This window comes from Methylorubrum rhodesianum, from assembly GCF_014199985.1.
In the GTDB taxonomy this organism is placed as follows: domain Bacteria; phylum Pseudomonadota; class Alphaproteobacteria; order Rhizobiales; family Beijerinckiaceae; genus Methylobacterium; species Methylobacterium rhodesianum.
The window spans coordinates 1-12,603 of record NZ_JACHOS010000007.1; the positions used below are offsets into that span (position 1 = coordinate 1).

The window sequence follows — 12,603 nt, forward strand, 5'->3', positions numbered from 1 at the left end:
GAACCCCTACACCGCGCGCCGCGCCAAGGACGGCTTCTACGGCGGCTTCACCCTCGTCGTTCCCCTCGGAACACTCCTCGGCCTCGCCCCAGGCTAGGGCGCGGCGCGCGCCGAGACGTCCCGAGGCAAGACCGGGGGCCCGCGCGTCGGGCCCCTCCCCTCACCCGAAACCGGAGGAAACGCCGCCATGATGCACGGCGATATTTCATCGAGTCAGGACAGCGTCGGCGTGGCCGTCGTGAACTACAAGATGCCGCGCCTGCATACCAAGGCCGAGGTCATCGAAAACGCCAAGAAGATCGGCGACATGATCATCGGGATGAAGGCCGGCCTACCGGGCCTCGATCTCGTGATCTTCCCCGAATACTCGACCCACGGCATCATGTACGACGCGGCCGAGATGTACGAGACCGCCTCGTCCATTCCCGGCGCGGAGACCGAGATCTTCGCCGATGCCTGCCGCAGGGCGGGGGTCTGGGGCGTGTTCTCGCTCACCGGCGAGCGCCACGAGGAGCATCCGCGCAAAGCCCCCTACAACACGCTCATCCTGATGAACGACCAGGGCGAGATCGTGCAGAAGTACCGCAAGATCATGCCCTGGACCCCGATCGAGGGCTGGTATCCGGGCGACCGCACCTACGTCTCGGACGGCCCGAAGGGGCTGAAGATCAGCCTGATCATCTGCGACGACGGCAACTATCCGGAGATCTGGCGCGACTGCGCCATGCGCGGCGCCGAATTGATCATCCGCTGCCAGGGCTACATGTACCCGGCCAAGGAGCAGCAGGTCCTGATCTCGAAGGCGATGGCGTTTGCCAACAACACCTACGTCGCGGTGGCCAACGCCGCCGGGTTCGACGGTGTCTACAGCTACTTCGGCCACTCGGCGATCATCGGCTTCGACGGCCGCACCCTCGGCGAGTGCGGCGAGGAGGAGATGGGGATCCAGTACGCGGCGCTGTCGAAATTCCTGATCCGCGACTTCCGCGCCCACGGCCAGTCGGAGAACCACCTCTTCAAGCTGCTACACCGCGGCTACACGGGCATGATCAACTCGAAGGAGAACCGGCACGGGATGTCGGAATGCCCCTACGACTTCTACCGCCGCTGGATCGAGGATCCCGACGGCACCCGCGACGCGGTGCGCGCCATCACGCGGTCCAGCGTCGGCACCGAGGAATGCCCGATCGAGGGCATCCCCTTCGTCGGCAAGGGCGAGGGTCCGCCCGACCCGCGCTGAGCCCGCCTCGGGCTCGAACCTGACGTCGTGCGGCCGAGCGCCCTCCATCCGATCCGGGTGGAGGGCGTTCTGCGTCAGTCCTTCACGATCACCTTCGTGCCGACGCGCACCCGGTCGTAGAGATCGACCACGTCCTTGTTGGTCATGCGGATGCAGCCGGACGACACCGCCGCGCCCATCGTCTCCGGCTCGTTCGAGCCGTGGATGCGGTAGAGCGACGAGCCGAGATACATCGCGCGGGCGCCGAGCGGATTGTCCTGGCCGCCGGCCATGTAGCGCGGCAGGTCCGGGCGGCGGGCGAGCATCTGCGACGGCGGGCGCCAGGCCGGCCATTCCTTCTTGCCCGTGATCGTCTTGGTGCCCGACCACGAGAAGCCGCGCCGCCCGACGCCGACGCCGTAGCGGATCGCCTCGCCGCCGCCGAGCACGTAGTAGAGCCGGCGCTGGCTCGTGGAGATCACGATGGTGCCGGGCTTCTCCTTGCCGGCATAGGCCACCGTCTCGCGGGGGATGGCCTGCGTCTTGAAGACGTTGATGAAATCGGCGAGCGGGCCGCTGTCGAGCGGGTTGGCGCGGGCCGGCGCGATGGCGGTGATCGCGAGGGCGCCGCCGAGCGCGATCGTTGCGGCAAGGCGCGGCCGCGCGAAGCGGGTCGTCAAGGATCGGGGCGTCAAGACGGGAGTCCTCTTCGAAGGGGCGGCGCCGCGAGCGAAGTCCGGCGCGCCGATCGGAGCTTTTGGGCGGTCGGTCAGGGCAGGAGGAAGGCAAGGGTGTGGGATCTCGGCAACGCCTGCGCCGAAATGCCGGATCCAACCGGAGTGCCGTGCGGCCCGGCACATCCATCGACGGCCCCGGCATGGTCCGCATGGTGCATCACCCGAGGAGCCGTGCCGAAGAGCCGGCCAGAATGTCGCACGCGATTGAATGGCAACGTTTCATCCACCACAATGATGTCACCGTGACTCTCATGCCCCGCCCAGCCTCGCCGGGCCGTGCACATGCCGGCCTTTCCGCCCGTCTCGTCCTGTCCGCACTGGTCGGGCTGCTGAGCCTGCTCGTCGTCGTCGGCCTGCCGGCCGATGGTGCGGCGCTCGGCGGGGTCCCGCAGGCGCGTACCGAGGCGACGTTCGAGCAGCGGCCGGATACCGACCCGGTCGCCAGTGTACGCACCGGTCGGGTGATGCTCGATCTCGACGAGGTGGCGAGCCACGGGCGCGTCAGCGCGCTCCTCCCCGGCCTGGACGGCGTGGATGCCGCGTCCCTGCCGCGCCCGGCCTCGGACCGGAATCCCTCCGCCGCGGAGCGCGGCCCGTTCGAGCGTCCGCCCCGGACCTGAACGGCGGGAGGTTTCGCTCGCACGGGCCTCTCGAAGCGCGTACGAGCAGCCTCGTGCGATGGCGCGGTCCGCCGTCGTCGGATTGCCAAACTTCACGCGCAGGATGTCGTCCGATCGCGCTTGGTCGTGCCGTGCGGCCGATCCCTTGATGCTTCCGGCATCCTCCTTTCAGGGCCCATCCGATCCGCGGTCGACGCGGCGGCCCGGTGATTGCAACGGTGCGCGAGACCGACCCGGTCTCCGCCCGCCTCCGCGGCGCGGGGTGGCTTCGTTCTCGCGAAGATCGCCGCCCGCGCCCGGCCCATCGGCCCGAGGGCTGCCCAGCCAGCGGAGAGATGCCGATGCGACCTCTTGAGCATCGTAGGAGCAACCTTATCGTGACGCCGTCCACCCAGTCGCCCGGCAGCGGGCCCGGTCTCGTCAAGGCCGGCCGCAGCCGCTCCCGCTGGACCCTGCCGGCCTCCCTCCTCGTTGGCGCCGTCCTCGTTGCCGTCTCGGCCTGCAACGAGCAGAAGGCCGCCGCGCCCGTGCCGCTGCCGCCGCCTGAGGTGAGCGTCGTCAGCGTGCGCCCGCAGCCGATCCCCTATGTCCGCGACCTGCCCGGCCGCGTCGCGCCCATGCGGATCGCCGAGGTGCGGTCGCGGGTCTCCGGGCTCGTGGTCAGGCGCCTGTTCGAGCAGGGCAGCTACGTCAACGAGGGCGACGTCCTCTACAAGATCGACCCGGCGCCCTATCAGGTGGAGCTCGCCAGCGCCGAGGCGGCGCTGGCCAATCGGGAAGCGGCGCTGGTGCTCGCCAACCAGCAGGCGGAACGCCTGGAGACCCTGCTCGCCCGCAACACCGCGAGCCAGGCGCAGTACGACACGGCGTTCGCCGCCAAGAAACAGGCCGAGGCCGAGGTCGCCGGCGCCAAGGCGGCCCGCGACCGGGCCAAGCTCAACCTGTCTTGGACCGACGTGCGCGCGCCGATCTCCGGCCGCATCGGCCGGGCGCTGCTGACCGAGGGCACGCTGATCGAGTCCGGTTCCACCGGCGTGCTCGCTACGATCCAGCAGCTCGATCCGATCTATGTCGACATCACGCAGTCGGTGGGCGAGCTGAACAAGCTGCGCCGCGACATCGCCTCGGGCGAACTCTCCAAGCTCGCCGCCGATACCGCCAACGTCCACCTCATCATGGATGACGGCTCGCTGTACGGTTCGGCCGGCCGTCTGCTCTTCTCCGACGTCACCGCCGATCCGAGCACCGGCCAGGTGACGCTGCGCGTGCAGTTCCCGAACCCGCACAACGAGCTGTTCCCCGGCATGTATGTCCGCGCCCGGATCAAGCAGGGCATCGACGCGGACGCCATCGCCGTGCCGCAGCAGGCGATCCAGCGCACCAGCGACGGCAAGCCGGAGGTCTGGGTGGTCAAGGCCGACGGCAAGGTCATGCTCCAGCCGGTCGAGGTCGGCCCGGTCGTCGGCGGCAACTGGCTGATCCGCGAGGGGCTCGAGGGCGGCGAGAAGGTCGTCGTCGAAGGCTTCCAGAAGATCACCGCGGGCATCCAGGTGAAGACCGTTCCCTGGAAGACGGAAGCGGCCACCGACGAGGGCAAGCCGATCGATACCGATAGCCACGATACCGACGTTACCGAGAGCGGCGGCAAGGACGCGGCGGCGACCGGATCGACCGCCCAGCCCGTCGCCCAGTACGCCGACTAAACGTCGACCGACCGCCGACTGACCCTCCCGATGCCGTCCCGCCGGCGGAAGACCTGATCTCCGCCGGTTTGAACCCGACACGACGCTACGAGCCCCTTATGGCCCGCTTCTTCATCGACCGGCCGGTCTTCGCCTGGGTGGTCGCCCTGTTCATCATCTTGGGGGGAGCGCTCTCGATCCCGCTGCTGCCGGTCGCGCAGTACCCGGTGATCGCGCCCCCCTCGATCGCCCTCTCGACCGCCTTTCCCGGCGCCTCGGTGGAGAGCCTCTACACGGGCACGACCCGTCTCATCGAGGACGAGCTGAACGGCGCGGCCAATATCATGAGCTTCGAGTCGACCACCGACTCGTTCGGCTCGATCAACATCACGGCGACCTTCGAGCCCGGCACCGATCCGGCGCTCGCCTCGGTCGAGGTGCAGAACCGCCTCAAGCGCGTCGAGGCGCGCCTGCCCGCCGAGGTGCGGCAGAACGGCATCCTCGTCGAGGAGGCGTCGGCCGCCACGCTCAACATCATCACCCTGGTCTCGACCGACGGGAAGATGGACGAGATCGGGCTCGGCGACTTCCTGATGCGCAACGTGATCAACGAGATCCGCCGCATCCCGGGGGTGGGCCGCGCCACCCTCTACTCGACCGAGCGCTCGCTTCGCGTCTGGGTCGATCCGGACAAGCTGCGCGGCCTGTCGCTGACGCCCGGCGACGTGACCGAGGCGATCCGCAACCAGAACATCCAGATCGCCTCCGGCGCCGTCGGCGCGCAGCCGAGCCCGGTCGATCACGCGGTGTTCTCGCCCATCATCGTCAAGGGCCAGCTCAGCACCGTGGACGATTTCGGCGCGATCGTGCTGCGGGCCAACCCCGACGGCTCGAACGTGCGCCTGCGCGACGTGGCCCGGATCGAACTCGGTGGCGACGCCTACCAGTTCTCGACCCGCCTCAACGGCGGCGAGGCGGCCGGCATCTCAGTGACGCTCGCCCCCGACGGCAACGCGCTCGAGACCGCCAACGCCATCCGCGCCAAGATGGAGGAGCTGTCGCAGTTCTTCCCGCCGGGCCTGAAGTGGGACATTCCCTACGACATCACGCCCGCCGTGAAGGCCTCGATCAAGAAGGTCATGATGACCCTCGTCGAGGCGGTGGTCCTGGTCTTCATCGTGATGTTCCTGTTCCTGCAGAACATCCGCTACACCCTGATCCCCACCATCGTCGTGCCGATCGCCCTGATGGGCACCGTCATGGTGATGCTGCTCGCCGGCTTCTCGGTGAACGTGCTGACGATGTTCGGCATGGTGCTCGCCATCGGCATCCTCGTCGATGACGCCATCGTCGTCGTCGAGAACGTCGAGCGCATCATGAACGAGGAGGGATTGCTGCCCAAGGAGGCGACCGCCAAGGCGATGGAGCAGATCACCGGCGCGATCATCGGCATCACGCTGGTGCTGGTCGCGGTGTTCATCCCGATGGCGTTCTTCCCCGGTTCGGTCGGCATCATCTACCGCCAGTTCTCGATCGCGATGGTGACCTCGATCGCCTTCTCGGCGCTGCTGGCGCTGACCCTGACGCCGGCGCTCTGCGCCACGCTCCTGAAGCCGATCGAGAAGGGCCACGGCCACGCCAAGGGCGGCTTCTTCGGCTGGTTCAACCGGATCGTCGACCGCGAGACCGCCCGCTACGGCCGCGGCGCGACGTGGTGCATCAAGAAGTCGGGGCGGGTGATGGTGATCTACCTGATCCTGGTGGCCGGCACCGCCTTCGCCTTCCTGCGCCTGCCCGAGGGCTTCCTGCCGATCGAGGACCAGGGCTTCTTCACCGTCGACATCCAGACGCCGCCCGGCGCCTCGTTCAACCGGACGCAGGGCGCCGTGCGCAAGGTCGAGGAATTCCTGCTCGCACAGCCGGGCGTCGCCACGGTGACCACGCTCAACGGCTTCTCGTTCTCGGGCCAGGGGCCGAACCTGAGCCAGGCCTTCGTGACCCTGAAGCCGTGGGCCGAGCGCGACGCGGCGAACTCGGCGACCGCCCTCGTGGCTGCCACCAACGCGGCGATGGCGGGCTACCGCGACGCCGTCGTCGATGCCCAGGAGCCGCCGCCGGTGGACAACCTCGGCAACGCGGCGGGCTTCTCCTTCCGCCTGCAGGACCGGGCGCAGAAGGGCTACTCGGCGCTCGCCGCCGCGGAGGCCCAGTTGCTGGCGATGGCCCGGCAGAGCCCGATCCTGAAAGCGGTCAAGATCGAGGGCCTTCCGCCGGCACCCCAGGCCGAGCTGATCATCGACCGCGAGAAGGCGGCTGCGCTCGGTGTGAAGTTCGAGGACATCAACGACGCGATCCAGGTCAATCTCGGTTCGGTCTACACCAACGACTTCCCGAACCTCGGCAAGATGCAGCGCGTCTACGTGCAGGCGGAGCAGCTGCAGCGCATGCAGGCGACGGACATCCTCAACTACGCGGTGAAGAACAGCCAGGGCACGATGGTGCCGATGTCCTCCTTCGCCGACCTGAAGTGGAGCATGGGCCCGAGCCAGATCGTCGGCTTCAACGGCTACCAGTCGGTCCGCTTCACCGGCGAGCCGGCCGCCGGCTACACCTCGGGCGATGCCATCGCCGAGATGGAGCGGCTGATGACGCGGATGCCGAAGGGCTTCGGCTACACCTGGACCGGCCAGTCGGAACAGGAGAAGAAGGCGGGCTCCCAGGCCTCGCTGCTGCTGGCCCTGTCGGTGCTGATCGTGTTCCTGTGTCTGGCCGCGCTCTACGAGAGCTGGGCGATCCCGGTCTCGGTGCTGCTCGTCATTCCGCTCGGCGTGATCGGCTCGGTGGCGGCGGTGTACCTGCGCGGCATGCCCAACGACGTCTACTTCAAGATCGGGCTCATCACGATCATCGGTCTGTCGGCCAAGAACGCGATCCTGATCGTGGAGTTCGCGCGCGACCTGTGGAAGCCGGGCACCAACATCGTCCAGGCGACGATCGAGGCAGCGACGCTCCGCTTCCGCCCGATCGTGATGACCTCGCTCGCCTTCATCTTCGGCGTGGTGCCGCTGGCGATCGCCACCGGCGCCTCCTCGAAGAGCCAGCAGGCCATCGGCACCGGCGTGATGGGCGGCATGATCTCGGCGACCGTTCTCGCGGTGTTCTTCGTGCCGGTCTTCTTCGTCGTGGTGATGCGCCTGTTCCGGCGCAAGGATGTGGCCGCGGGCGAGAATGCCGAGGCCGCGCCGGAGGACACCCACAGGGCCGGGCACGGTCACTCGGTGCCGGCGGAGTAGTGGATGGGAGGAGCGGCGCGCGTGCTTCAAGGCGCGCGTGCCGCGCGCATCTCAGCATGAGGAGCGGGAGCGACTTCCATCGCGGTTGAGCCGGGGGCGCGAATCCGGGAAAGGGACGCAACCTTCCGCGTTCTGCCGAGGCTGATCCGACCGCCTTCGTCGACATGCTGCGTTGTGCCGATGGCAGCGACTATGCCGGCTCGCGGTGAAGCACTCGACGAGCGGCTCTCGGAACACTGAGCCGGAACGCATGTCGGCTAAAACGATCACCGCCGCCCGGTGACGCTGATCTATGCCGAGTGCTTCGATCGCATCACCGATGCAACCGCGCCCGACCGCCGGATCAAGAGTTGGAGCCGCGCCAAGAAGGAAGCACTGATCGTCGAGGATTGGGACAGAGTGCGGCTTCTGGCCAGGCGCCCGTCTGCGCGAGCCGGCTTATCCCACCCAACCACCTCATCCTGAGGCGCCGCGAAGCGGCCTCGGAGGGCGATTTAGGAATCGCGACGGCATCGGAGCGTGCCTCTAACGCTTCAGCACCCGCCGCGCCCCATACCCGAGCGCCGCCCACAGAAACGCCGACACCGTGCGCACCGGGAAGAAGGTCGGTAGGTCCGCCGCCACAGGGGCCGGCCAGGGCAGGCCGATCCGCGTGACGAGCCACGCGAACAGAACCGAGATCGCCAGCGCGGCGATCGCCGCGATGAACACCTTGCCGAACTGGTCCGCCTTCCAGCCCAGGAAGACGGCGACCGCGATCAGCAGGGGATCGAACCCGGCCTGGATCCAGACCGAGAAGGAATAGACCGGGACGACGGGAGCCGCGTTCACGCCCACCACGCCTTCGGCAGGCTGATCCGCCCGGCCGCGTTCTCGATCGTCTGCGCGGCGGCGAACAGCGTCTCCTCGTCGAAGGGGCGCCCGATCAGCTGGAGGCCGAGCGGCAGGCCCTGCGCGTCGAGGCCGGCCGGTACCGAGATGCCGGGCAGCCCGGCCATGTTCACCGTCACCGTGAACACGTCGTTGAGATACATCTGGACCGGGTCGGCCGAGGCCATCTCACCGATGCCGAAGGCGGCCGACGGAGTGGCGGGCGTCAGGATCGCGTCGATCCCGGAGGCGTAGGCCGCCTCGAAATCGCGCTTGATCAGCGTTCGGATCTTCTGCGCCCGCACGTAATAGGCGTCGTAGTAGCCCGCCGAGAGGACATAGGTGCCGATCATGATGCGCCGCTTCACCTCGCGGCCGAAGCCGGCGGCGCGGGTGTTCTCGTACATGCCGGCGATGTCCTTGCCGGGCACCCGCAGGCCGTAGCGCACGCCGTCGTAGCGGGCGAGGTTCGAGGAGGCTTCCGCCGGGGCGACGATGTAGTAGGCCGGCAGCGCGTATTGCGTGTGCGGCAGCGAGATCTCGCGCACCGTCGCGCCGGCCTCCCTCAGCCAGTCCGCGCCCTGGTCCCAGAGCCGCTGGATCTCGGCGGGCATGCCCTCGACCCGGTACTCCTTCGGGATGCCGATGGTGAGCCCCTTCACGCCCCGCGAGATCGCCGCCTCGAAATCCGGAACCGGCAGATCGACGGAGGTGGTGTCGCGCGGGTCGTGCCCGGCCATGGAGCCGAGCAGGATCGCGCAATCCTGCACCGTGCGGGCGATCGGGCCGGCCTGATCGAGGGAGGAGGCGTAGGCGATGATGCCCCAGCGCGAGCAGCGGCCGTAGGTCGGCTTGATGCCGACCGTGCCGGTGAAGGCCGCCGGCTGGCGGATCGAGCCGCCGGTGTCCGTCGCGGTGGCGCCGAGGCACAGATGCGCGGCCACTGCCGCCGCCGAGCCGCCGGACGAGCCGCCGGGCACGAGCGGCGCGTCGGAGCCCTGCCGGCGCCAGGGCGAGATCGTCTTGCCGTAGGCGCTGGTCTCGTTGGACGAGCCCATGGCGAACTCGTCGAGGTTGAGCTTGCCGAGCATCACCGCGCCGTCGCGCCAGAGCTGGGCCGAGACGTTCGACTCGTAATGCGGCTCGAACCCTTCGAGGATCTTCGACCCTGCCGTCGTGTGGACGCCCTGCGTCGCGAACAGGTCCTTGATGCCGAGCGGCAGGCCCTCGAGCGGCCGCGCCTCGCCCTTGGCGATCTTCTGGTCCGACACATCGGCCATCTTCAGGGCGCGGTCGGGCGTCGCGACAATGTAGGCGTTGAGCGCCTTGGCCCGGTCGATCGCGTCGAGATGCGCCTGCGCGATCTCGCGGGCCGAGAAGTCTTTGGCCTTCAGCCCGTCGCGGGCCTCGGCCAGGGTGAGTTCGTTGAGTGCCGTCATACCCGTTCCAGACCTGCGCGCCCGGCCCCGCGGGCGTTGGTTCGCCTCCGCGGGGGGCCGGAGAAGCCGCTCCGACGATGCCGAGAATCCTACTCGACGACCTTCGGCACGAGAAAATAATTGTCCTCGGTCTCGGGGGCGTTGGCGACGATGTCGCTCGCCCGGCCACCGTCGTTCACCACGTCCTCGCGCTTCTTCATGCGCATCGGGGTGACCGAGGTCATCGGCTCGACACCGGCGACATCGACCGCGCCGAGCTGCTCCACGAAGGCGAGGATCGCGTTGAGTTCACCCTGCAACGGCGCGACATCCTCGTCGGCCACCGCAATGCGGGCCAGATGCGCGATGCGCCGTACCGTCTTTTCGTCGACCGACATGCCGCCTTGCCTGCCTCGGGCGGGAAACAGCCCGGCCCGGAATGCGCCGGGCTATAGCACCCGCTTTCGCGCAGGGGCAACGCCGCCGGCGGGCAGCCGCCCTTCGGACCGTTCAGACGATGACGTGACCCCGGGTCAGCGGCATGTCCACGCTGATGCCCGGCCGGCGGTAGCGGTCGGCGTTGTAGGCACCGACGATGAGGATCTCCAGGGCGAGCGCCAGCATCAGCGCGTGCTGCCGCGACAAGCGGCCTGATCCGGGACGTGCGGTGGACGACATGGGGCGGGGGCGGCTCCGGCGTGGTTAATGAAACATTAACACCACTTTTCCCGCGTTGCTCCACCTGCAGGCCGGCAACCCTCCGGCTTGGTTAATCTGCGCGGTGGACAAGTCCGCGCGGGCGGGCGTAAGCCCCGTCTCATCCGGGTTGCAGGGAGGACGGGGCATGTGGAACAGCGTCTTCCGGGAACTGCGTCCTGGGCTGACGTCGGGCGAGGCGGATCTCGCCCGCGCCGAGGCGGAGCTCGGCTTCCCCCTCCCCCAGAGCTACCGCAGCTTCGCGCGGGAATGCGGCGCCGGGCGGGTCGGCGGTCACCTGCGCATCTTCACCCCCGTTCCGGTGGAGGCGGCCGATCTCAGCTCGCGCGCGCACCTGATCTCGCACGGCGTCGCGCTCGCCCTCGACGGCCTGCGCGACGGAGACAGCGACGAGCCGCACCGCTTCACCATCGAGGGCGACGCCGATGCCGAATTGATGGAGCGGGCCTGCTTCTTCGGGCAGACCGAGCGGGGCGACTTCGTGTTCTTCGACGTGACACCGGGTTTCCCCGAATACGACATCTGGGTGCTGTGCGCCGACCTGGAGACGGTGCATTTCGGCGGCGCCGACCTGACGACCTTCCTGCGCGGGCTTCAGGGGCTCGAGATTCTGCACATTCTCGGTGAGGGGGAGGGCCCGCTGCCGGCGACCTTCGAGGGCGACGATGCGGCGGCCCTGGAGCAGCTCGGAGCCACGGCTTCGTGAACCGGGAGGAGATCGCGGCCTTTGCCGAAGCCTCGGCCGGCGCCCCGCGCCTGATCGGGCTCGACCTCGGCACCAAGACCATCGGGCTCGCCCTGTCCGATGTCGGCCGGCAGATCGCCTCGCCGCTGGAGACCATCCGCCGGGTGAAGTTCACGCCGGACGCGCAGCGGATCGTGGCGCTCTGCGCGACCCACGCCGTCGGCGGACTCGTGATCGGCCTGCCGCTCAACATGGACGGCTCGGAAGGGCCGCGGGCGCAATCGAGCCGGAGCTTCGCCCGCAACCTCAAGCCGCTGCTGCCGCTGCCGGTCCTGTTCTTCGACGAGCGGCTCTCCACCGCGGCCGTCACCCGCACCCTGCTCGAAGCCGACGCGTCGCGGGCCCGGCGCGGCGAACTCGTGGACAAGCTCGCCGCCGCCTACATCCTGCAGAGCTGCCTCGACGTGATGGGCGGATTGCTGGGTGAGGCCCAGGAGTCCGACGCATTCTAGGCCGTCGCCTCTCGTCACCGCGAGGCGAAGCCGAGGCGATCCGGACGCGCGACGTCTCCGCATGCGGCGGAGCCCTGAACTGACTCGCCGTGACGGGGAGATCCCCGCCGCTCCTACGCGCCTTGGGCCAACGCCATCCGGCCGTCCGGCGCGATTCCTCGACAATCAGGCTTCGGACCGCGTGATCCGCGCCACGATCGCCTCCCGTTCGCGCCGCGTCGCCGCCAGCCGCTCGCGGGTGGCCGCGAGGATGTCGGGCGCGGCGGTCTCGGGGCGGCCGGCGTCGAAGGGGGGCGCCGGCGCGTATTCCAAGTGAAGCTGGATCGCCTTGGCCGTCGCCTCGTCGGCCAGTTCGGCAGCGAGCGCGAGGCCGAAATCGATGCCCGCGGTCACGCCGCCGCCGGTGATCAGGTTGCCGTCGCGCACCACGCGCCCCTGCGTCGGGATCGCCCCGAGGGCGGCGAGCAGATCGTGCGCCGCCCAGTGCGTAGTGGCCCGCTTGCCCCGCAGGAGCCCGGCCGCGCCGAGCACCAGGGCGCCGGTGCAGACGGAGGTGAGATAGCGCTCCCCCTCCGCCTGGCGGCGCAGGAAGCCGAGGGTCTCGGCATCCTCCATCAGCGGGTTCACTCCGCTGCCGCCCGGCACGCAGACCACGTCGAGCGCCGGGCATTCGGCGAAGTGGACCGTCGGCGTCAGCACCAGGCCGGTGGCGGTCGCGACCGGCTCCGGGGTCTTCGCCACGAGATGGACGCGGGCGCCCGGCACCATCGCCAGCACCTCGTAGGGACCGGTCAGGTCGAGCTGCTGCACCCGGGGAAAGACGAGGAAGCCGATCTCGATCGTCATGTGC

General features: G+C 69.1%; 13 protein-coding genes. 7 read left to right on the top strand and 6 right to left on the bottom strand.

The window, feature by feature from the left end; genetic code table 11:
* The first annotated feature begins 187 nt into the window (after positions 1-187).
* Entirely contained in the window at positions 188-1,240 is a 1,053-nt protein-coding gene (locus HNR01_RS11285; RefSeq protein ID WP_183667794.1) for an aliphatic amidase, read from the top strand.
* Positions 1,241-1,314: 74 nt separating this feature from the next.
* On the opposite strand, the gene HNR01_RS11290 is transcribed toward HNR01_RS11285, so the two are convergent.
* The gene (locus HNR01_RS11290; RefSeq protein WP_246417480.1) at positions 1,315-1,914 is read right to left on the bottom strand and encodes a L,D-transpeptidase; all 600 of its coding nucleotides are present in this window, start codon (positions 1,912-1,914) and stop codon (positions 1,315-1,317) included.
* 293 nt (positions 1,915-2,207) lie between these two features.
* On the opposite strand from HNR01_RS11290, the gene HNR01_RS11295 reads away from it, so the two are divergent.
* The 4 genes from HNR01_RS11295 to HNR01_RS28020 all read left to right on the top strand — a co-directional run bounded on the left by HNR01_RS11295 (position 2,208) and on the right by HNR01_RS28020 (position 8,016).
* Positions 2,208-2,576 (top strand): hypothetical protein, encoded by a 369-nt coding sequence (locus tag HNR01_RS11295; protein ID WP_246417489.1) that lies wholly within the window; start codon positions 2,208-2,210, stop codon positions 2,574-2,576.
* Positions 2,577-2,953: 377 nt separating this feature from the next.
* Positions 2,954-4,279 carry an efflux RND transporter periplasmic adaptor subunit gene (locus HNR01_RS11300; protein ID WP_183667795.1) on the top strand — a complete coding sequence of 442 codons (1,326 nt, stop codon included), beginning with the start codon at positions 2,954-2,956 and terminating at the stop codon, positions 4,277-4,279.
* A 98-nt stretch (positions 4,280-4,377) separates the two neighbouring features.
* Positions 4,378-7,551: a multidrug efflux RND transporter permease subunit gene (locus tag HNR01_RS11305; protein ID WP_183667796.1), complete on the top strand. Its 3,174-nt coding sequence runs from the start codon at positions 4,378-4,380 to the stop codon at positions 7,549-7,551.
* A 279-nt stretch (positions 7,552-7,830) separates the two neighbouring features.
* Positions 7,831-8,016, top strand: coding sequence for a hypothetical protein (locus tag HNR01_RS28020; RefSeq protein ID WP_309236188.1), 186 nt, complete (start codon positions 7,831-7,833; stop codon positions 8,014-8,016).
* Between the two features lie 60 nt (positions 8,017-8,076).
* Here HNR01_RS28020 and HNR01_RS11315 read toward each other — a convergent pair whose 3' ends face one another.
* From HNR01_RS11315 to HNR01_RS27895, 4 genes are all read right to left on the bottom strand, one after another.
* A complete protein-coding gene (locus HNR01_RS11315; RefSeq protein WP_096487907.1) occupies positions 8,077-8,382 on the bottom strand; it encodes a hypothetical protein in 306 nt (101 codons plus the stop codon).
* Entirely contained in the window at positions 8,379-9,860 is a 1,482-nt protein-coding gene (gatA, locus tag HNR01_RS11320; protein ID WP_153873535.1) for an Asp-tRNA(Asn)/Glu-tRNA(Gln) amidotransferase subunit GatA, read from the bottom strand. Before gatA ends, HNR01_RS11315 begins: the two co-directional genes overlap by 4 nt.
* Before the next feature lie 89 nt (positions 9,861-9,949).
* A complete protein-coding gene (gene gatC / locus HNR01_RS11325; protein ID WP_017486561.1) occupies positions 9,950-10,237 on the bottom strand; it encodes an Asp-tRNA(Asn)/Glu-tRNA(Gln) amidotransferase subunit GatC in 288 nt (95 codons plus the stop codon).
* Positions 10,238-10,349: 112 nt separating this feature from the next.
* Positions 10,350-10,484, bottom strand: a complete 135-nt coding sequence (locus tag HNR01_RS27895; protein ID WP_017486560.1) for a hypothetical protein — start codon at positions 10,482-10,484, stop codon at positions 10,350-10,352.
* A gap of 199 nt (positions 10,485-10,683) precedes the next feature.
* On the opposite strand from HNR01_RS27895, the gene HNR01_RS11330 reads away from it, so the two are divergent.
* A complete protein-coding gene (locus HNR01_RS11330; protein ID WP_017486559.1) occupies positions 10,684-11,262 on the top strand; it encodes an SMI1/KNR4 family protein in 579 nt (192 codons plus the stop codon).
* Positions 11,259-11,753, top strand: a complete 495-nt coding sequence (ruvX, locus tag HNR01_RS11335; RefSeq protein WP_017486558.1) for a Holliday junction resolvase RuvX — start codon at positions 11,259-11,261, stop codon at positions 11,751-11,753. The genes HNR01_RS11330 and ruvX overlap by 4 nt, the downstream gene beginning before the upstream one ends.
* Before the next feature lie 165 nt (positions 11,754-11,918).
* On the opposite strand, the gene HNR01_RS11340 is transcribed toward ruvX, so the two are convergent.
* Positions 11,919-12,599: a DJ-1/PfpI family protein gene (locus tag HNR01_RS11340; RefSeq protein ID WP_183667797.1), complete on the bottom strand. Its 681-nt coding sequence runs from the start codon at positions 12,597-12,599 to the stop codon at positions 11,919-11,921.
* Positions 12,600-12,603 lie beyond the last annotated feature (4 nt).